Here is a 19,956-nt window from a genome sequence, read left to right on the forward strand (position 1 = left end):
CTGGTGCACTCCTCGACCGGTGGCGGCAACCCGCTCACCGGGTACTCTCCGTCGGAGGCGCCGCTCGCGGCGCCTGCCGTAATCCTGGCTCGGACTCCGGGTGCTCGTGGCACCTGCGTCCGGCTCTCCCTTGTCTTGTGCCGGCCATCGCGGCCGGCTGTTCATTCGGGCGCACCTGGCGCCCTAAGCCTTCTGTTCGTGTCGGCCGGCATTGCTGCCTGCACGACGTATCCAACGATTATCGCATGATGTCGGCCGCCGACCGGCGCAACCCGCGCTCACAGAAGGGGCGCGCCGCGACATGCCATAATCCGACTGTGCCTTCCTCGAAGACCGCGACCGCCGCCCAGAAGCCCAACCGGCCGGCGACCGCCGACGCACCCCTGCCCTACCGCCGGCCGACGGCCCTGGCGATCTTCCTGATCGTCGCGGGCGCGATCGGGTTCTGGGCGGCGTTCATGCTGACGGTGGACAAGTTCCACCTGCTGGCCGACTCGCACGCGCAGCTCTCCTGCAACTTCAATGTCCTGATCGGCTGCAGCAAGAACCTGAGCTCCTGGCAGGGCTCTCTGCTCGGCTTCCCGAACCCGATCCTGGGACTGGCCGGCTGGACGGCGACCATCGCGGTCGGCGTCGGCCTGTTCGCCGCCGGGCGCTTCGCCCGCTGGTACTGGATCGCGTTCAACGTCGGCGTCGTGCTCGCCCTGGCTCTCGTGATCTTCCTCATCACCGAGTCGCTGACCGTGCTGAACGTGCTGTGCCCCTGGTGCATGGTCACCTGGACGGTCACCATCCCGACCTTCTGGGCGGTCACCCTCTACAACCTCAAGGAGGGGCACATCCCGGTGCCGGAGCGCGCGCGCCGGTTCTTCGGCACGCTCTACGGCTGGGTGCCGCTGATCACGATCGTCAGCTACGCGATCGTCGCCGTCCTGGCGCAGATCCAGCTGGACTGGATCCACCGCGCGTTCGTCTGAACCGCGGCACGAACGCGAGAACGGCTCCCGACCATCCGGTCGGGAGCCGTTCTCATTCGGCGCGAGCTCGTCGGGTCGGGGCTCAGTCGAACCAGAGCGCGAGCTCGCGCTGCGCCGACTCGGGCGAGTCGGAGCCGTGCACCAGGTTCTGCTGCACCTTGAGGCCCCAGTCCCGCGCCAGGTCGCCGCGGATCGTGCCGGGCAGCGCGGAGGTCGGGTCGGTGGCGCCGGCGAGCGAGCGGAAGCCCTCGATCACGCGGTTGCCCGCGACGCGCAGGGCGACGACGGGACCGGACTCCATGAACTCCACGAGGGGCTCGTAGAACGGCTTGCCCTCGTGCTCGGCGTAGTGCTTCGCGAGCAGGTCGCGGTCGGCCTGCAGCATGCGGATGTCGACGAGGGAGTAGCCCTTGGCCTCGATTCGGCGCAGGATCTCGCCCGTGAGGTTGCGGGCGACTCCGTCGGGCTTGACGAGGACGAGGGTCTCTTCGACGGCGGTGGTCATCTGGTCTCCGTTCGGTTGTTCCGGTCGGTGGTGTTCCGGTCGATGCGGGAGGCGACGATCATGCAGTAGGTCCACATGGCCGTGAAGATCGCCCCCACGATGAAGAAGGCGGGCTGGAGGAAGCCGGCGGCGACGACGAGCGCCTGGACGATCCAGCCGAGGACCACGCCGGCGCGGTTGCGCATGAGCCCGATCGCCGCGATCATCAGCACGACGACGAGCGCTCCCCCGCCGAGCGCGGCCCACGCCGGCAGGGCGTTCAGGCCGAACAGCACGAGCGCGCCGAGGAAGACCACGATCAGCTCGAAGCCGAGGACGATCGAGCCGAGGCTCTCTCGGAGGGACCGCTGCCGGCGCGGCCGGGGCTGCTGGGCGTCGCTCACGCGGTCGCGTCCTTCCAGCCCTGCTCGTCGGCGTGCGCCATGGCGGCGCCGACCAGCACGATCGACCCGGTGACGACGACGGCGCGGCGGGGCTCCTCGCCCGCCCACTCGCGGGCGGCCTCCAGGGCGTCGAGCGCGTCGGTGTAGACGATCGTCGCCTCGTCGCCGGCCTCCTCGCGCGCGATGTCGCCGAGGTCCTCGGCGGGCAGGGCGCGCTCGGACGCCGGCTCGGTGACGAAGAACTGGGTCGCGACCGGTGTCAGCGCGCGGAGCACGCCGCGCGCGTCCTTGTCGCCGAGGCTGCCGATCACGAACGTGAGCTCGTCGAAGTCGAAGTACCGGCGCAGGGCGTCGGCGAGGGTCGCGGCGCCCGCCGGGTTGTGCGCGGCGTCGACCAGGACCGTCGGCTCCACCCCGATGAGCTGGAGGCGGCCGGGCGAGGTCGCGGTCGCGAAGCCCTCCTCGACCAGGTCGGACTTCAACGGCTGGGTGCCGCGGCCCAGGAAGGTCTCGACCGCGGCCACCGCCACGGCCGCGTTCTGCGCCTGGTGGTCGCCGTAGAGCGGCAGGAAGACGTCCTCGTAGGTCGCGGCGCGGCCGCGGACGGTGACGAGCTGGCCGCCGACGGCGACCCGGGTGCTCACGACGTCGAACGCCCGCGGCTGGGCCGCGAGGGTCGACTCGGTGAGCCGGGCGGCCTCCTCCAGCTCGGCCATGGCCTCCGGGGCCTGGGCGGAGGTCACGACGTCGGCGGACGGCTTGATGATGCCCGACTTGGTGCGCGCGATCTCCCGGACGGTGCCGCCGAGCTGCTTGGTGTGGTCGAGCGAGATGGGGGTGAAGACCGCCACCTGGCCGTCGCCGACGTTGGTGGAGTCCCACTCGCCGCCCATGCCGACCTCGATCACGGCGACGTCGACCGGAGCGTCCGCGAACGCGGCGAACGCCAGCGCGGTGAGCGCCTCGAAGAACGTCAGCGGCGCCTTGCCCTGCTCCTCCAGCTCGGCATCGACGATCTCCAGGTACGGGCGGACGTCCTCCCAGTTGCTGACCAGCGCCTCGTCGGAGATCGGCTCGCCGTCGATCATGATGCGCTCGTTGAAGCGCACCAGGTGCGGGCTGGTCAGCAGGCCCGTCCGCAGGCCGTAGGCACGCAGGATGCTCTCGGCGATCCGGCTGGTCGAGGTCTTCCCGTTCGTGCCCGTGATGTGGATGATCGGGTACGCCCGCTGCGGGTCGCCCAGCAGCTCGACGGCGCGGCGGGTCGCGTCGAGCCGGCGCTCTGGCGCGCCCTCACCGACGCGGGCGAGCAGCGCCTGGTACACCGCCTCGGCGTCCTCGCGCAGTTCGTCGTCGTCGGTCATCGGGTGGCCTCCACCTTCGTCACGCCGACCGTGAACCGGCCCGCGTTCGCGAACAGTCCTGCGGCGAAGTCCTTGCTGAAGTCGTCGCGGCCGTCGCCGGAGCGGTCGGCCGCCGAGACGAACTCGAACTCCAGCGCCAGGGTCTCGGCCGCGATGTCCACGGCCTCCCCTGCCAGGGCGATGGCCGCCACGTCGTCCTCGTGCTCGAAGGCGACGCTCAGCTCGATCCGGTCGCTCACGTCGAGGCCGGCCGCCTTGCGGGTGTCCTGCACGGCGCGGATGACGTCGCGGGCCAGGCCCTCGGCCTCGAGCTCCGGCGTCGTGGCCGTGTCGAGCAGCACGAAGCCGCCGCCGGGCAGGAGCGCCAGCGCCGAGGTCGCCTCGTCGTCGGTCTGCGCGGTCTCCAGGACCAGCTCGTACTCGCCCTCGACCAGCTCCACGCCGCCCACGGTAACGACTCCGTCGTGCTCCGACCAGTCGCCGGCGCGTGCGGCTTGGATGACCTGCTGCACCTGCTTGCCGAGCCGGGGACCCGCGGCGCGGGCGTTCACGGTCAGCTTGCTGGTGATGCCGTAGGCCTCGGCGCTGTCGTCGGCGAGCTCGACCAGCGCGACCGCCTTGACGTTGAGCTCGTCGCGCAGGATGCCCTCGAACGGGCGCAGGGCGTCCGCGTCGGCGGCGACCACGGTCAGCGACGCGAGCGGCAGGCGCACCCGGCGGCCGGACTGCTTGCGCAGCGACAGCGCGGTCGAGCTGATCGCCCGGATGCGGTCCATCGCATCGACCAGCGCGTCGTCGGCCGGGAACTCCGCCGCCTCCGGCCAGTCGGTGAGGTGCACGCTGCGGCCTCCGGTGAGGTCCTTCCAGATCCGCTCGCTGACCAGCGGCAGCATGGGAGCGGCCACCCGGGTGAGGGTCTCCAGCACCGTGTAGAGGGTGTCGAACGCCTCGGCGCCCGAGCCGTCCTCCGCGACGCCGGTCCAGAACCGGTCGCGCGAGCGGCGCACGTACCAGTTGGTGAGCACGTCGGCGAAGTCGCGCAGCTTGGCCGCGGCGAGCGTCGAGTCGAGCCCCTCCAGGTCGGCGGTCACGGCCTCCACCAGGTCGCGGGTCTTGGCGAGCAGGTAGCGGTCGAGCACGTCGGTGGACGCCGTCGAGCGCTTCGCCTCGTAGCCGGTCGCGTTGGCGTAGAGCGAGAAGAAGTACCACGTGCTCCACAGCGGCAGCAGCACCTGGCGGACACCCTCGCGGATGCCCTCCTCGGTGACGATGAGGTTGCCGCCGCGCAGTACGGGGCTCGACATCAGGAACCAGCGCATCGCGTCGGAGCCGTCGCGGTCGAAGACCTCGTTGACGTCCGGGTAGTTGCGCAGCGACTTGGACATCTTCTGGCCGTCGCTGCCGAGCACGATGCCGTGCGAGATCACGTTCTTGAACGCGGCGCGGTCGAACAGCGCGGTGCCGAGCGTGTGCAGCAGGTAGAACCAGCCGCGGGTCTGCCCGATGTACTCCACGATGAAGTCGGCCGGGTTGTGGCTGTCGAACCAGTCGTGGTTCTCGAACGGATAGTGCACCTGGGCGAACGGCATCGAGCCGGAGTCGAACCAGACGTCCAGCACGTCCGGGATGCGGCGCATGGTGGAGCGCCCGGACGGGTCGTCCGGGTTCGGCCGGGTCAGTTCGTCGATGAAGGGCCGGTGCAGGTCGGGCTCGCCCGCGGCGTTGACCGGCAGCCTCCCGAAGTCGCGCTCCAGCTCCTCCAGCGAGCCGTAGACGTCGACGCGCGGGAAGTTGGGGTCGTCGCTCTTCCACACCGGGATCGGCGAGCCGAAGTAGCGGTTGCGCGACACCGACCAGTCCCGGGCGCCGGCCAGCCACTTGCCGAACTGGCCGTCCTTGACGTTCTCCGGCACCCAGTTGATGCCCTGGTTGAGCTCCACCATCCGGTCGCGGAAGTCGGTGACGCGCACGAACCAGGACGAGACCGCCTTGTAGATCAGCGGGTTCCGGCAGCGCCAGCAGTGCGGGTACGAGTGCTCGTAGCTCGCCTGGCGCAGCAGCCGGCCGTCCTCGCGCAGCAGCGTGGTGAGCGGCTTGTTCGCCTCGAAGACCTGGAGGCCGGCGACGTCCTGCACCTCGGCGAGGAAGCGCGCGCCGTCGTCCACCGAGATGATCACGGGGATGCCGGCGGCCTCGCAGACGCGCTGGTCGTCCTCGCCGTAGGCCGGGGCCTGGTGGACGATGCCGGTGCCGTCCTCGGTGGTGACGTAGTCGTCGACGAGGATCTGCCAGGCGTTCTGCGTGCCCCACTTCTCGGTGTCGGCGTAGTAGTCCCAGAGCCGGTCGTAGGTGACGCCGGCCAGCTCGCTGCCGCGGACGGTCCGGCTGACCGCGTCGCGGGCGGCCTCCGGCGAGCCGTAGCCCAGGTCCTTGGCGTAGTTGCCGACCAGGTCGACCGCGAGCAGGTACTCGCCGCTCAGCGACTCCTCGTGGAGGGCGGCGCCGTGGCGGCCGCTCGACCGGCCGTGCACGTCCGCGGCGCCGTTCGGCCCCGCGGGGACGACCGCGTACTCGATGTCCGGGCCGACCACGAGCGCCAGGTTCGTCGGAAGGGTCCACGGCGTGGTCGTCCAGGCGAGGGCGCGCACGCCGGTGAGGCCGAGGGCCTCCGCCTTCGCGCCGGTCAGCGGGAAGGTGACGGTGACCGTCTGGTCCTGCCGCATCTTGTAGACGTCGTCGTCCATGCGCAGCTCGTGGTTGGACAGCGGGGTCTGATCGCGCCAGCAGTACGGCAGCACCCGGTGGCCCTCGTAGGCGAGACCCTTCTCGTGCAGCTGCTTGAACGCCCAGATCACCGACTCCATGTAGGAGGTGTCGAGCGTCTTGTAGTCGTTGTCGAAGTCCACCCAGCGCGCCTGGCGGGTGACGTACTCCTGCCACTCCCGGGTGTAGCGCAGCACGGAGTCCTTCGCGGCCTGGTTGAAGGCAGCGAGGCCCATCTCCTCGATCTGGCTCTTGTCGGTGATCCCGAGCTGCCGCTCCGCCTCCAGCTCGGCGGGCAGGCCGTGGGTGTCCCAGCCGAACCGGCGCTCGACCTTCTTGCCGCGCATGGTCTGGAAGCGCGGGAAGACGTCCTTGGCGTAGCCGGTCAGCAGGTGGCCGTAGTGCGGGAGGCCGTTGGCGAACGGCGGCCCGTCGTAGAACACCCACTCGGGCGCGCCCTCGCGGTTGTCCACGGAGGCGCGGAAGGTGCCGTCCTCGGCCCAGAAGGCGAGGACGTCGGTCTCGATCTCCGGGAACACCGGGGACGGCGTGACGTCCTGGGGCTCGCGCCCGGACTCGGGCGCTCCATCCGGTGCGGACTTGGGGTACGGCATCTCTCTCCTGGCAGTCGTGATCTGCACGAGGACGCCGGACGCTCGCACGTCCGTCGCGGTACCACCCCGCTTGCCCCGTCCGCCTGCGGCGCCGGATGAGGCCTCTCGTTCTGCGGCTGTGACGGGCCTGCCCCGTTCGGTTCTAGTGGGCGGGCGAGAGCCCGCCGTTCTTCCGAAGACTCACCGGTGATGGCCGGGTCGACGTCGTTCGCACCATTCTATCGGGTGATCGGCGCTATCCGGACCGGAACGCGCTCGCGTAGCCGGCGCAGACCGGCTCGACCGCCGCGCGCACCAGCGGCGCCAGCGGGCCGCGTCGCACGCCCGCCCGCGCCCAGACGCCCGCGGCCGCGACGCCGGCCCCGACCACAGCGGTCGCGGCGGCGCGCGGGAGCAGCCCGTCCGGGTCCTCCCCGGCCCTCCGTGCGATCGCCGCGGCGACCAGCCGGACCACGGAGAGGAAGCGCGGCAGCGCGGAGGCCTGGAGCTCGGCGTCGGTGCCCATCAGCTCCACCTGGGTCACCGCGAGCGGGAGGCGCTCCGGCCCGAAGCCCTCGGCGAGCCGGACGACCGCCTCCAGGACCGCGGCCATCGGCTCCACGTCGTCGTCGGCCGCGGCCAGCATCGCCGGGAACGCCGCCAGCGACTCGTCGACCTCCAGCCAGAGCAGGTCGCTCTTGGCGCCGAAGTAGTTGAAGAAGGTCGCGCGGCTGACCCCGGCCCGGCGGGCGATGTCGTCCACGGTGGTGCCGGCGTAGGTCTGCTCCAGGAACAGCTCGCCCGCGGCCTCGGCGAGCATGCCGCGGGACGAGGCCCGCGGCCGTCCCGCCCGCACGTCGGACTGCGCCGCATGCCTGGACTGTGCCGGCTGCTTGGGCTGTGCCGCCTGCTCGGTCTGTGCCGCCTGCTCGGCCTGTGCGGCCTGCTCGGAATGGCGCGGTGTCACGCTGCGTTGTCTCCTCACGCCTAATATTGGACCCGGTTCAAATACCCCCGTCAGAAGGACACCAGTGACCTCCACCCCCACGCTCGCGGTCAGCGAGACCGATCGCCCGGGCATCACCCCGGGCACCGCTCGCCGCGTCGCCATCGCATCGTTCGTCGGGACCTCCCTCGAATCGTACGACTTCTACCTCTATGCGTACTTCGCCGCGTTCTTCGTCGGCCCGCTGTTCTTCACGCCGCTGGGCGCGTTCGGCGGCGTCCTCGCCGGGTTCCTGGCGATCGCGGCCGGGTTCGTCATCCGCCCGGTCGGCGCGGTGGTGTTCGGCCACTTGGGCGACCGCATCGGCCGCCGTCCCGTGCTGCTCATGACGATCCTGCTGATGGGGATCAGCACCGGCCTCGTCGGCCTGCTGCCGACCTACGCGGCCGCCGGCTGGTTCGGCGGCGTGGCGCTCGTGGTCCTGCGCCTGGTGCAGGGCCTGTCGCTCGGCGGCGAGTGGGGCGGCTCGATCCTGCTGGCGACCGAGTACGCCAACCCGAAGCGCCGCGGCTTCTACGCCGCACTCCCCCAGCTCGGCTCGCCGGTCGGCTCGATCCTGAGCGCCGTGGTCTTCATCGTCCTGACGCTGACCATGTCGCCGGCCGACATCGCGTCGTGGGGCTGGCGCATCCCGTTCCTGACGGCGTTCCCGCTGCTGCTGGTGTCGCTCTACCTGCGCTGGTCGATCGACGAGACGCCGGTGTTCCGCAAGCTCGTGGAGACCGGGCGCCGCGACCGCTTCCCGGTCCTCGACGTCTTCACCAAGGCGCCGACGGCGTTCGTGATCGCGATCGGCGCCGCCGTCCTCGGCATCGGCTCCTACTCCCTGATGAACACCTACATGGTCGACTACGGCACCAGCGTGCTGGGCTTCAAGTTCCAGGACCTGCTGGTCGCCACCACGATCGGCGGCCTCCTGCAGCTGGTGACGATCCCGCTGTTCGGCCTGTGGGCCGCGAAGATCGGCTCGGCGCGCGTGGTCGCCATCGGCGCGATCGGCACGCTGGTCGTCGCCTTCCCGATGTACTTCCTGCTGCAGAGCGCGTCGTTCGGCGTGCTGGTGGCGAGCATGATCATCGGCGGCATCCTGCCCACGCTGTCCTGGGCCGGCCTCGGCGGCCTGATGTCGGACCTGTTCCCGAGCCCGATCCGCTACAGCGCCCTCTCGGTCGCCTACAGCGTCGCGGCGCTGCTCACCTCGTTCGTCCCCGCCCTCACGCTGATCTTCGGCCAGGCGGTCCACAACGCGTGGTGGCACCCGGGCGTCGTGCTCGCGGTCATGTCGATCATCACGCTGGTGGCGGCGTGGGCGGCGGCGCGGCGACGGCCGGTGCTCGACGAGGACGTGGACTCCGCCCTGGACGCGGAGGCGGTCGCACAGGCCTGACACCGCGGCGGTCACGGCTCTCCGGTACGCTTTAACGCGTTAACCACACTCAGGCACCTCGTTGACACGGTGCCGCACATATCGAATCGGAGAGCCATGACCGCCGCGAACCCCGTGCCAGACAAGCCAGCACTCGAAGGCCTGGAGGCCGCCTGGGGCACCCGCTGGCAGCAAGACGGCACCTTCGAATTCGACCGCGACGGCGCCATCGCCGCCGGCCGCGACGCGATCTACTCCATCGACACCCCGCCGCCCACGGCCTCCGGCTCGCTGCACATCGGGCACGTGTTCAGCTACACGCACACCGACATCGCCGCCCGCTTCCAGCGCATGCGCGGCAAGCGCGTCTTCTACCCGATGGGCTGGGACGACAACGGCCTGCCCACCGAACGCCGCGTGCAGAACTACTACGGCGTCCGCTGCGACCCGTCGCTCCCCTACGAGCCCGACTTCGTCCCGCCGTTCGAGGGCGGCGACAACAAGAGCTCCAAAGCGGCCGACCAGAAGCCCATCTCGCGCCGCAACTTCATCGAGCTGTGCGAGCGGCTGACGGTGGAGGACGAGAAGCAGTTCGAGGCGCTCTGGCGCACGCTCGGCCTGTCCGTGGACTGGTCCCAGACCTACCGGACCATCGGCCGGGAGGCGCTGCAGACCTCGCAGCTCGCCTTCATCCGCAACGTCGCCCGCGGCGAGGCCTACCAGGCGCTCGCGCCCACGCTGTGGGACATCACGTTCCGCACCGCGGTCGCGCAGGCCGAGCTGGAGGACCGCGACCAGCCGAGCGCCTACCACCGCGTCGGCTTCCACGGCGCGGACGGCCCCGTCTTCATCGAGACCACCCGGCCTGAGCTGCTCCCCGCCTGCGTGGCGCTCGTGGCGCACCCGGACGACGAGCGCTACCAGCCGCTGTTCGGCACGACCGTGCGCACTCCCGTCTTCGGCGTCGAGGTGCCCGTGGTCGCCCACCACCTCGCCCAGCCCGACAAGGGCACCGGCATCGCGATGATCTGCACCTTCGGCGACATCACCGACGTCACCTGGTGGCGCGAGCTCGACCTGCCGAACCGCGCGATCATCGGCTTCGACGGCCGCATCCAGACCGAGCCACCCGCGGCGATCGAGAGCCACGAGGGCCGCGAGGCGTACGCGCAGCTCGCCGGCAAGACCGTGTTCTCGGCGAAGCAGGCCGTCGTGGAGCTGCTGCGCGCCTCCGGCGACCTGGTCGGCGACCCGAAGCCCATCCAGCACCCGGTCAAGTTCTTCGAGAAGGGCGACAAGCCGCTCGAGATCGTCTCCACCCGGCAGTGGTACGTCAAGAACGGCGCCCGCGACGAGAAGCTGCGCGAGCGGCTCATCGAGCTGGGCCGCGGCCTCGACTGGCACCCCGACTTCATGCGGGTGCGCTACGAGAACTGGGTGAACGGCCTCACCGGCGACTGGCTGATCTCGCGCCAGCGCTTCTTCGGTGTGCCGATCCCGGTCTGGTACCCGCTGGACGGCGTGGGCAACCCGCTGTTCGACCAGCCCATCCTGCCGTCGGAGGACAGCCTCCCCGTCGACCCGTCCTCCGACCCGGCGCCCGGGTTCGCGGAGTCGCAGCGCGGCCAGGCCGGCGGCTTCGTCGGCGAGCACGACGTGATGGACACCTGGATGACTTCCTCGCTCACCCCGCAGCTCGCAGGCGGCTGGGTGGACGACCCGGAGCTGTTCCAGACGGTGTACCCGTTCGACCTGCGCCCGCAGGGCCAGGACATCATCCGCACCTGGCTGTTCTCGACGATGCTGCGCTCGCAGCTCGAGCACGGCGTCGCACCGTGGACGAACGCGGCCATCTCCGGCTTCATCGTCGACCCCGACCGCAAGAAGATGTCGAAGTCAAAGGGCAACGTGGTCACGCCCGCCGACATCCTGGAGCGGCACGGCTCCGACGCCGTGCGCTACTGGGCGGCGTCCTCCCGGCTCGGCACCGACGCGTCGTTCGACCCGCAGAACCCGACCCAGATCAAGATCGGCCGCCGCCTGGCGATCAAGCTGCTCAACGCGGCGAAGTTCATCCACGGCTTCGACGCCCCGGAGTCGCTGGACCTCGACCAGGTGACCGCACCGCTGGACCGCAGCATGCTGCAGCAGCTCGCCGACGTCGTCGCCGACGCGACCACCGCGCTGGAGGGCTACGACCACGCCCGCGCGCTGGAGACGGCCGAGACGTTCTTCTGGACGTTCTGCGACGACTACCTCGAGCTGGTCAAGGAGCGCGCCTACGGAGAGCACGACGCCGCCCAGGTCTCGGCCGTGGTCGCCCTCCGCACCGCGCTGTCGGCGTTCCTGCGACTGTTCGCCCCGGTGCTGCCGTTCGCGTCCGAGGAGGCGTGGAGCTGGTCGGAGACGGGGTCCGTGCACCTCGCGGCCTGGCCGCAGCCGGCGGAGGTCGCCGCCGCGGACTGGGACGACACCCGCTCCGTCCTCACCGTCGTCGGCCGCGCCCTGACCGGCATCCGCGGCGCCAAGACGGCCGCCAAGGCCTCCCAGCGGACCCCCGTCGACTCGGCCGTCATCGGCGCCCCCGCCGACGAGCTGGCGGCCATCGAATCGGCCGCCGCGGACCTCGCCTCGGTGGGCAGAATCGCAGAACTGCGTTTCGTACCGGCCGACACGCTCGAAGTGACCGATATCCTCCTTGCGCAGACGCTGAGCGAGGAGGAACGATGACGGCTGACGTCCGGCGCGTGGAGGACAACGAGTTCTTCACCTGGCTCGACCTCTACGCGGGCTACGGGGAGTTCTACGAGACGCCCGTGACGGACGAGAAGGCCCTCCTCGTGTGGAGCTGGATCACCGACCCCGAGAACAGCCTCGAGGCGTACTTCGCCGTCGACGCGGAGGGCACCCCGATCGGCCTCGCGCACGTGCGCGAGTTCGCGCGGCCGCTCGACGGCAGCACCGGCCTCTACCTCGACGACCTCTTCGTCCTCCCGGACGCGCGCGGCGAGGGCGCGGGCACGGCGCTGCTGGAGCAGCTGCGGAGGCTCGCGAAGGAGCGCGGCCTCTCGGTGGTCCGCTGGATCACCGCGAAGGACAACCAGGAGGCCCGGCGCCTGTACGATCGCGTGGCCGAGAAGACGAAGTGGGTGACCTACGACCTCGTTCCCTGAACGGGTCCGCGATAGGGTCGATACGACTCCCGGACTCCTGAGCCGGGGAGCGAGGCGAACGGAGGGGCTGATGTCGACGGTAGTTCGGCCGGTCAAGGATGGCGACTTCTTCGCCTGGTTGGATCTCTACGCGAAGTACGCGGAGTTCTATCACACCGAGCTCACCGACCAGCGGGCGCTCGTCCTGTGGTCGTGGCTCACCGACCCCGACCACGAGGAGGAGGGCTACGTCGCCGTCGACGGCGACCGCATCGTCGGGCTCGCCAACGTGCGCGAGTTCGCCCGGCCGCTCGAGGGCGACCGCGGCCTGTACCTCGACGACCTGTTCGTGGTGGACGACCAGCGCGGCAAGGGCGTGGGCCACCAGCTGATCGCCGCCGTGCGATCCCTCGCCGAGGAGCGCCGCCTCGGCGTCGTGCAGTGGATCACCGCGACCGACAACGCGGACGCGCAGCGCGTCTACGACTCCGTCGCGAACAAGACCGGCTGGGTCACCTACGAGATCGACCTCGCCTCCGCCCAGAACGCGGAATCCGCCTGATGCAGCTCGGAACCCGCTGGGCCGTCGGCGAGACCCCGCCCGCGAACCTCCCCGAGGTCGTGACCTACGCCGTCTCCACCGTCGAGGAGGAGCTCACCGCGACCGACATCGCCACCGAGGGCTGGCGCTGGACGCTGACCTGGCTCGAGGGCAACCCGGTCGTCGAGCTCGACGACGGCACGGTCATCCGCTACAACGCGCACGAGGACTCGGCCACGATCACTCAGCAGATCGAGACCGAGTCTTCGGACTGGGACGAGGCGTAGCGGGCCGGCGCCCGTCTCAGCGCGGCAGCTGCGGGAGCGTGCGCGCGGCGCGGTCGCGGGTCAGCTCGACGGTGGCGACCAGTTCGGCGTGACGGGTCCGGTGGACCGGCTGGCGCATCCCCCACGCGGTGAGGGCGCGACCGAGCCGGAGTGCTGCGCGGTGGCTGAACGGCCGGTGCACGGGCACGGAGATGGCGGTCATGATGCGGTTCCTTCCGGGATGGTCTGGACTTCTGGTGACGGATCGGCGTCGTCGGAGGCGGCCGCCTGGCCGTAGCTCCCGGCGCTGAGCAGGAGGCGCGTCGCGATCAGCGCGAGCGCCACCACGATGCCGCCGCCGATGACGAACGGCAGCCGCAGGTCGATGCGGGCGACGAAGCCGCCGAGCACGGTGGCGATCGGGGTCAGGCCCCAGCCGATGGTGCGGACGATCCCCATCGCCCGGCCGAGCATGGCGCCGGGGACGATCGCCTGGCGCAGGGCGCCCCACGGGACGTTCCACACCGCGACGCCGAAGGCGCCGAACGCGTAGGCGAGGATGCCGGCCACCGCGTTGCCGGTGAGCCCGACACCGAGGATTCCGGCGCCGCTGACCAGGATGGCGACGTACATCACCCGGCCGCGGCCGAAGCGGGCAACCAGCCCGCTCGCGATCAGCGCGCCGACGAGCGCGCCGGTGCCGATCACCGCGGTCACGACGCCGACGAGGGACGGCGGCAGCGCGTACGTCTGCAGGAGCAGCAGCACGACGCTGCCCTGCGCGAACGCGAGCGCGGACGCCGTGATCGAGGTGAGGACGATCATCTTCCGCAGGAAGCGGTCGTCCCAGAGGAACCGCACGACAGCGCCGAGGCGCGGCCGGGCCGCCGCCTCCCCGCCCTCCGCGCCCAGCTGGTGGGCGCGCGCCGCCGCCACCGGGATGGTGAGGACGAGCAGCACGGAGATCAGGAACCCGGCGCCGGTCAGCCAGAGCGGCAGCGCGATCGCGGCCGCGAACAGGAAGCCGGCGATCGGCGTGGCGATGAAGTTCTGCACCACGATCTCCGCGGACTGCATCCGGCCGTTCGCGCGGTCCAGCTGGGAACGCGGCACGAGGCTCGGCGTGACCGTCGTGGTGGCGTTGTCGAACACCGTCTCGCCGAGACCGAACAGCAGCGCGCAGCCGTACAGGCTCCAGATCGTCAGTGCGTCCGTCGCGATCAGCAGCGCCACGAGCGCGGCGACGGCGAACCGCAGGCCGTTGGCGACGGCCATCGCCACGCGCCGGTCCACGCGGTCGAGCAGCATCCCGGCCGGGATGCCGAACAGCAGCCACGGCAGGAAGGTGACGGCCGTCAGCCCGGCGATCAGCGCGGGGTCGTGGGTCAGGGTCGTGGCGATCAGCGGGACCGCGGTGCGGCCGATGCCGTCGGCGAGGTTGCTCGCGATGGCGGCCGACCACAGCCGGCCGAAGCCGCCGCCGAGCCCGGCCTTCGCCGTCGCCGGGGCGCTCATGGCCGGTCCACCGCCCTGCGGTCCACCGTCTTGGTCGCCTCTGCGCGCTGGTCCTGCTCCACGAGCGGGAACGCGTTGAACTGGGCCTGGATGCGCTTGCGGTCGCCGGTGGGCTCGGTCTTCCACTTCTCCTTGAGCCGGTTGAGCAGCTTGTAGTACTCGGTGGCGAGCTCGGCGAGCTGGTCGCGGGTGACCTCCAGGTGCGACGTGGACAGCGCGGAGGCCTCCACCCACTCCGGGCCGAAGGTGTCCAGCCCGCGGCGCAGGTAGGCGTTCAGCCGGCGCTCGTTGTTCTGCTGCCAGCTGAGCGAGATCTGCTCGGTGACCTCCCGGCCGGCCGGGGTCTCCAGCGTCTCAGCGCCGCCGATGGTGACGCCGCCCGGCGCCATCTTCCACCAGCGCTCCCGGCCGCTGCCGCGCTCGGTGTCCTCCTGGATGATCTCGTGCCGGGCGAGCTGCCGCAGGTGGTAGCTGGTGGCCCCGCTGGACTCCCCCAGCCGCTCGGCCAGCATCGACGCGGTCGCCGGGCCGAAGTCGGACAGCTCGTTCATGATCTCCACGCGCAGCGGGTGCGCGAGGGCGCGCAGCGCCGGCATGCCGAGGGACTCGAAGTGCGGTTCGTACTCGTCGGCCGGGGTGGAGCCGGCGTTCGCCGGGGTGGCGTCATCGGTGGACATGCGATCAGAGTACTCATGCAAAGCTTTCTTTGCAAGTACTTCTTTGCATCAGTTCGTTTGCAACGCTCTCTTTGCAGCGGAACCTTTGCGACAGTGCGGGCTGCCCCTAGGCTGAGGGCATGGCAGACACCGCGAACCCCTTCCTCACACCGAGCCCGCTCCCCTATCAGCTCCCGCCGTTCGCCGAGATCCGCGACGAGCACTACCGGCCCGCGTTCGACCGCGGGTTCCAGGAGCAGCTGGCGGAGGTGCAGGCGATCGCGGACTCCCCCGACGAGCCGACCTTCGAGAACACCATGCTCGCGCTCGAGCGATCCGGGCAGGTGCTCCAGCGCGTCGCCGAGGTCTTCTTCAACAAGAGCTCATCGGACAGCACGGACTTCACCAACGCCCTGGAGGAGGAGATCGCCCCGCTGCTCTCCGCCCACCAGGACGCCATCCGGCTGAACCCCGCGCTCTACGCGCGCATCCAGCGCCTGCACGAGCGGCGCCACGACCTCGGGCTCGCCCCCGAGGGCGTGTACCTGATCGAGCGCTACTACACCGAGTTCACCCTCGCCGGCGCCGGGCTCGACGACGAGCAGAAGGAACGCCTGCGGGACTACAACCAGCGTCTCTCGACGCTGACCACCCGGTTCGAGAAGAACCTACTCGCCGACACCAACGAGCTCGCGGTCGTCTTCGACTCGGCCGATGAGCTGGACGGGCTGGGCGAGGGCGAGCTGTCCGCCGCCGCCGAGGCGGCCCGCGAGCGCGGCCTGGACGGCAAGTACGTCGTGACGCTGGTGCTGCCGACCGGCCACCCGTGGCTCGCGAACCTCACCGACCGCCGGTCGCGCGAGCGGATCATGGCCGCGTCCCGCTCGCGCGGCATCCGCGGCGGCGAGCACGACAACCGCGAGTTGGTCCTGGAGATCACGCGCTTGCGCGCCGAGCGCGCCCGTCTGCTCGGCTTCGACACGCACGCCGCCTTCGTCACGGCGGACGAGACGGCGCGGACTCCGGAGGCCGTGGCCGACATGCTCGGCCGCCTCGCACCGCCCGCCGCCCGCAACGCGCGTGCGGAGCAGGCCGCCCTCCAGCAGCAGCTGGGCGACGGCGAGACGGTCGAGAGCTGGGACTGGGCGAAGCTCACCGACGCCGTGCGCCAGGCGACGTACGACGTCGACTTCGCGGCGATGCGCCCGTACTTCGAGGCCGAGCGCGTGCTGCGCGACGGCGTGTTCTACGCGGCCACGAAGCTGTACGGCATCACCTTCGAGGAGCGGCCGGACCTTGTCGCCTACCACCCCGAGGCGCGCGTCTTCGAGGTCCGCAACGAGGACGGCTCCGGGCTCGGCCTCTACATCCTCGACCTCTACACGCGCGACTCCAAGCGCGGCGGCGCCTGGATGAACCCGCTCATCTCGCAGTCGGAGCTCCTGGACTACCCGACCGTCGTGGTCAACAACCTCAACGTCCCGAAGCCGGCCGCCGGGGAGCCGACCCTGCTCACGTACGACGAGACGAACACGCTGTTCCACGAGTTCGGCCACGCGCTGCACGGCCTGTTCGCGCGGGTGACCTACCCGAAGTTCGCCGGCACCAACGTTTTCCGCGACTTCGTCGAGTTCCCCAGCCAGGTCAACGAGATGTGGATGCTCTGGCCGGAGGTCGTCGCGAACTACGCGGTGCACCACGAGACCGGCGAGCGGATGCCGCAGGAGCTCATCGACAAGCTGCACGCCTCCGAGTCGTTCAACGAGGGCTTCGCCACCAGCGAGTACCTCGCGGCGGCGCTGCTCGACCAGGCCTGGCACCGGATCACGGCGGACGACACCGTGACCGACGTCGCCGCGTTCGAGGCGGAGGCGCTCGCGGCGGTCGGCCTCGACAACCCGGCGGTGCCGCCGCGGTATGCGAGCACCTACTTCGCGCACACCTTCTCGGGCGGCTACGACGCCGGGTACTACTCCTACATCTGGAGCGAGGTGCTGGACGCGGACACGGTCGAGTGGTTCAAGGAGAACGGCGGCCTGACCCGGGCGAACGGCGACCGCTTCCGCGACCGCCTGCTCGGGGTCGGCGGGTCGAAGGACCCGCTGGAGGCCTACCGCGACTTCCGCGGCCGCGACGCCGTCATCGAGCCGTTGCTGAAGCGCCGCGGCCTCGACAGCTGACGGTTCGCGGCTGAGGGTTCGCGACCGAGCCGTTCGCGGCTGAGCCGTTCGCGGCTGAGCCCTAGCCCCCTTCCCGCGCGAAGCTCTAGCCTGAGCCCAACCGCGCGGGAAGGGGGCGCCATGACCACCACCGAGCCGGAGCTCGCCGCTCCGTCCGTCCGCCAGCTCGTCCTGCTCTCGATCCCCGCCGTCCTCATCGGCGTGGTCAGCGCGCTCACGCTCTGGCTGGTCGAAGAAGTCGCCGCCTTGATCGACGACGGCGTCTGGACCGCGCTCCCGAAGACGCTCGGCGTCGACCCGTCGTCCGGCTGGTGGATCTTCCTCATCCTCACGGTCACGGGCTTCGCGGTCGGCCTGACGGTGTGGCTGGTTCCGGGTCACGGCGGACCCGACTCCGCGACCACCGACCTCGTGGCGGCCCCGCTGAGGGTCGGCGTGGTGCCGTCGCTCGCGCTGGCCGCGATCCTCGGCCTGGCGGGCGGAGTGAGCCTCGGGCCGGAGAACCCGATCATCGCGATCAACGTCAGCGTCCTGGTGACGCTGGTCGGGCGGCTGTGGAAGGCGGTGCCGCCACGGCTGGTCATGCTGATGGCGGCCTCCGGGACCATCGGCGCCCTGTTCGGGACGCCGGTGGCAGCCGCCCTGGTCTTCACCGGGATCGTCGCCGCAGTGAAGGGCGGCGGCGCGCTGTGGGACAAGCTTTTCCTGCCCCTGGTCGCCGCCGCCGCGGGCTCGCTCACGATGACGCTGCTCGCGCATCCGCACTTCGGCATCCCGATGCCCGCGTACACGCACGTGACCGGCTGGGACGTGCTCGCCGCGCTGATCATCGGCGTGGTGTCGACGGCGCTCGGCCTGGCCGGCGCTGTGCTGTTCCCGCTGGTCCACCGCGTCTTCCACGCCCTGCGGCACCCGCTGCTCGTCACGCTCGCGGGCGGCGTGGTCCTCGGCCTGCTCGGTGCGCTCGGCGGACCGATCACCCTGTTCAAGGGGCTGGAGCAGATGGGCACGCTCGTCGTGAACCGTGCCGACTACTCCGTGGGCCAGCTCGTGCTGATCATCCTCGTCAAGCTGGTCGCGCTGCTCGTGGCCGCGGGCGCGGGGTTCCGCGGCGGGCGGGTGTTCCCCGCGGTGTTCATCGGCGCCGCCGTCGGCACGCTGGCCGCGGCGCTCGTGCCTGCCGTGCCGCTCCCCGTCGCGGTGGCGGCGGGAGTGCTCGGGATCACGCTGGCGGTCACCCGGGACGGCTGGATCGCCATCTTCGTCGGCGTGGCCGTCACCCAGAACCTCCTGGTGCTGCCGATCCTGTCGCTCGCCGTGCTCCCGGCGTGGCTGATGGTGACGAAGGCGCCGGAGTTCCTGATCAAGCCGGCGACTGTTACGCCGACTTCTCCTCGCGCCGCGGGCGGTGCGGGACGATAGTCGGAGCGGCGTTCTCGAGCACGGCCTCCTTGGTGACCACGACCCGGGCGACCTCGGAGCTGGACGGCACCTCGAACATGATCGGGCCGAGCACCTCCTCCATGATCGCGCGGAGGCCGCGGGCGCCGGTCTTGCGGAGCACCGCGAGGTCGGCGATGGCCTCCAGGGCGGAGTGCTCGAACTCGAGCTGCACGCCGTCGAGCTCGAACATGCGCTGATACTGCCGGACCAGCGCGTTCTTCGGCTCGGTCAGGATCTGCATGAGCGCGTCCTGGTCCAGCGGCGTGACCGTGGTGACGACGGGGAGGCGGCCGATGAACTCGGGGATGAGCCCGAACTTGTGCAGGTCCTCCGGCAGCACCTCCGAGAAGAGGTTGATGTCGTCGCCCTTGGAGTGCAGCGGGGCGCCGAAGCCGATGCCCTTCTTGCCTGCGCGCGAGGAGATGATGTCCTCCAGCCCGGCGAAGGCGCCGGCGACGATGAACAGGACGTTCGTCGTGTCGATCTGGATGAACTCCTGGTGCGGGTGCTTGCGGCCGCCCTGCGGCGGGACGGAGGCGACCGTGCCCTCGAGGATCTTCAGCAGCGCCTGCTGCACGCCCTCGCCGGAGACGTCGCGCGTGATCGACGGGTTCTCGGCCTTGCGGGCGATCTTGTCGACCTCGTCGATGTAGATGATGCCGGTCTCGGCGCGCTTGACGTCGTAGTCGGCGGCCTGGATGAGCTTGAGCAGGATGTTCTCGACATCCTCGCCGACGTAGCCGGCCTCCGTCAGCGCGGTGGCGTCGGCGACCGCGAACGGCACGTTGAGCCGGCGCGCGAGGGTCTGGGCCAGGTAGGTCTTGCCGCAGCCGGTCGGGCCGATCAGCAGGATGTTCGACTTGGCGATCTCGACGTCGTCGATGGCGTCGGCCGAGGTGAGGGTCTGCTTGGCCCGCACCCGCTTGTAGTGGTTGTAGACGGCGACGGCCAGGGCGCGCTTCGCCTGCTCCTGGCCGATGACGTACTCCTCGAGGAAGCCGAAGATCTCCTTCGGTTTCGGGAGGTCGAACTCGCCGGAGGCCTCCTCGCCCGCCTCGGCGAGTCGTTCCTCGATGATCTCGTTGCAGAGTTCGACGCACTCGTCGCAGATGTACACGCCAGGACCGGCGATCAGCTGCTGAACCTGCTTCTGGCTCTTGCCACAGAAGGAACACTTGAGCAGATCGGCGCTCTCCCCGATGCGTGCCATCCGTCTCCCCCTCCTTCTTCGGGTCTCTCCGTCGAG

General features: G+C 70.7%; 17 protein-coding genes. 8 read left to right on the forward strand and 9 right to left on the reverse strand.

Annotated elements, in window-relative coordinates; all coding sequences use genetic code 11:
• Nucleotides 1–317 precede the first annotated feature (317 nt).
• On the forward strand, nucleotides 318–977 hold the full coding sequence (locus HNR13_RS12505; RefSeq protein ID WP_382312597.1) for a vitamin K epoxide reductase family protein: 660 nt from the start codon (nucleotides 318–320) through the stop codon (nucleotides 975–977).
• 82 nt (nucleotides 978–1,059) lie between these two features.
• On the opposite strand, the gene ndk is transcribed toward HNR13_RS12505, so the two are convergent.
• The 5 genes from ndk to HNR13_RS12530 all read right to left on the reverse strand — a co-directional run bounded on the left by ndk (nucleotide 1,060) and on the right by HNR13_RS12530 (nucleotide 7,552).
• Nucleotides 1,060–1,482 carry a nucleoside-diphosphate kinase gene (gene ndk, locus HNR13_RS12510; RefSeq protein ID WP_179606201.1) on the reverse strand — a complete coding sequence of 141 codons (423 nt, stop codon included), beginning with the start codon at nucleotides 1,480–1,482 and terminating at the stop codon, nucleotides 1,060–1,062.
• Nucleotides 1,479–1,865 (reverse strand): DUF4233 domain-containing protein, encoded by a 387-nt coding sequence (locus HNR13_RS12515; RefSeq protein WP_343063542.1) that lies wholly within the window; start codon nucleotides 1,863–1,865, stop codon nucleotides 1,479–1,481. The genes ndk and HNR13_RS12515 overlap by 4 nt, the downstream gene beginning before the upstream one ends.
• Complete coding sequence (locus HNR13_RS12520; RefSeq protein ID WP_179606203.1) at nucleotides 1,862–3,229, reverse strand: bifunctional folylpolyglutamate synthase/dihydrofolate synthase; 1,368 nt, start codon at nucleotides 3,227–3,229, stop codon at nucleotides 1,862–1,864. Before HNR13_RS12520 ends, HNR13_RS12515 begins: the two co-directional genes overlap by 4 nt.
• Nucleotides 3,226–6,606, reverse strand: a complete 3,381-nt coding sequence (ileS, locus tag HNR13_RS12525) for an isoleucine--tRNA ligase (RefSeq protein WP_179606205.1) — start codon at nucleotides 6,604–6,606, stop codon at nucleotides 3,226–3,228. Before ileS ends, HNR13_RS12520 begins: the two co-directional genes overlap by 4 nt.
• Before the next feature lie 235 nt (nucleotides 6,607–6,841).
• Nucleotides 6,842–7,552 (reverse strand): TetR/AcrR family transcriptional regulator, encoded by a 711-nt coding sequence (locus HNR13_RS12530; RefSeq protein WP_343063543.1) that lies wholly within the window; start codon nucleotides 7,550–7,552, stop codon nucleotides 6,842–6,844.
• Nucleotides 7,553–7,616: 64 nt separating this feature from the next.
• Here HNR13_RS12530 and HNR13_RS12535 point away from each other — a divergent pair, with 64 nt between their 5' ends.
• The 5 genes from HNR13_RS12535 to HNR13_RS12555 all read left to right on the forward strand — a co-directional run bounded on the left by HNR13_RS12535 (nucleotide 7,617) and on the right by HNR13_RS12555 (nucleotide 12,937).
• Entirely contained in the window at nucleotides 7,617–8,978 is a 1,362-nt protein-coding gene (locus HNR13_RS12535; protein ID WP_179606207.1) for an MFS transporter, read from the forward strand.
• Nucleotides 8,979–9,074: 96 nt separating this feature from the next.
• On the forward strand, nucleotides 9,075–11,687 hold the full coding sequence (valS, locus tag HNR13_RS12540; protein WP_179606209.1) for a valine--tRNA ligase: 2,613 nt from the start codon (nucleotides 9,075–9,077) through the stop codon (nucleotides 11,685–11,687).
• The gene (locus tag HNR13_RS12545; RefSeq protein WP_179606211.1) at nucleotides 11,684–12,130 is read left to right on the forward strand and encodes a GNAT family N-acetyltransferase; all 447 of its coding nucleotides are present in this window, start codon (nucleotides 11,684–11,686) and stop codon (nucleotides 12,128–12,130) included. The genes valS and HNR13_RS12545 overlap by 4 nt, the downstream gene beginning before the upstream one ends.
• A 70-nt stretch (nucleotides 12,131–12,200) precedes the next feature.
• Nucleotides 12,201–12,671, forward strand: a complete 471-nt coding sequence (locus tag HNR13_RS12550) for a GNAT family N-acetyltransferase (RefSeq protein ID WP_179606213.1) — start codon at nucleotides 12,201–12,203, stop codon at nucleotides 12,669–12,671.
• On the forward strand, nucleotides 12,671–12,937 hold the full coding sequence (locus HNR13_RS12555; RefSeq protein WP_179606215.1) for a hypothetical protein: 267 nt from the start codon (nucleotides 12,671–12,673) through the stop codon (nucleotides 12,935–12,937). The genes HNR13_RS12550 and HNR13_RS12555 overlap by 1 nt, the downstream gene beginning before the upstream one ends.
• A gap of 16 nt (nucleotides 12,938–12,953) precedes the next feature.
• Here the strand turns inward: HNR13_RS12555 and HNR13_RS12560 are convergent, their stop codons facing one another.
• The 3 genes from HNR13_RS12560 to HNR13_RS12570 are packed head-to-tail and all read right to left on the reverse strand — an operon-like array spanning nucleotide 12,954 to nucleotide 15,108.
• Entirely contained in the window at nucleotides 12,954–13,139 is a 186-nt protein-coding gene (locus HNR13_RS12560; RefSeq protein ID WP_179606217.1) for a hypothetical protein, read from the reverse strand.
• Nucleotides 13,136–14,431 (reverse strand): MFS transporter, encoded by a 1,296-nt coding sequence (locus HNR13_RS12565; RefSeq protein ID WP_179606219.1) that lies wholly within the window; start codon nucleotides 14,429–14,431, stop codon nucleotides 13,136–13,138. Before HNR13_RS12565 ends, HNR13_RS12560 begins: the two co-directional genes overlap by 4 nt.
• Entirely contained in the window at nucleotides 14,428–15,108 is a 681-nt protein-coding gene (locus HNR13_RS12570) for a winged helix-turn-helix domain-containing protein (RefSeq protein ID WP_179606221.1), read from the reverse strand. The genes HNR13_RS12565 and HNR13_RS12570 overlap by 4 nt, the downstream gene beginning before the upstream one ends.
• Nucleotides 15,109–15,227: 119 nt before the next feature.
• On the opposite strand from HNR13_RS12570, the gene HNR13_RS12575 reads away from it, so the two are divergent.
• On the forward strand, nucleotides 15,228–17,267 hold the full coding sequence (locus HNR13_RS12575) for a M3 family metallopeptidase (protein WP_179606223.1): 2,040 nt from the start codon (nucleotides 15,228–15,230) through the stop codon (nucleotides 17,265–17,267).
• Between the two features lie 120 nt (nucleotides 17,268–17,387).
• Complete coding sequence (locus tag HNR13_RS12580; RefSeq protein WP_179606225.1) at nucleotides 17,388–18,689, forward strand: ion channel protein; 1,302 nt, start codon at nucleotides 17,388–17,390, stop codon at nucleotides 18,687–18,689.
• Here the strand turns inward: HNR13_RS12580 and clpX are convergent.
• Complete coding sequence (clpX, locus tag HNR13_RS12585; protein WP_179606227.1) at nucleotides 18,646–19,920, reverse strand: ATP-dependent Clp protease ATP-binding subunit ClpX; 1,275 nt, start codon at nucleotides 19,918–19,920, stop codon at nucleotides 18,646–18,648. The genes HNR13_RS12580 and clpX overlap by 44 nt on opposite strands.
• Nucleotides 19,921–19,956: the final 36 nt, after the last annotated feature.

The organism is Leifsonia shinshuensis, from assembly GCF_013410375.1.
GTDB classification, from domain to species: Bacteria; Actinomycetota; Actinomycetes; order Actinomycetales; family Microbacteriaceae; genus Leifsonia; species Leifsonia shinshuensis.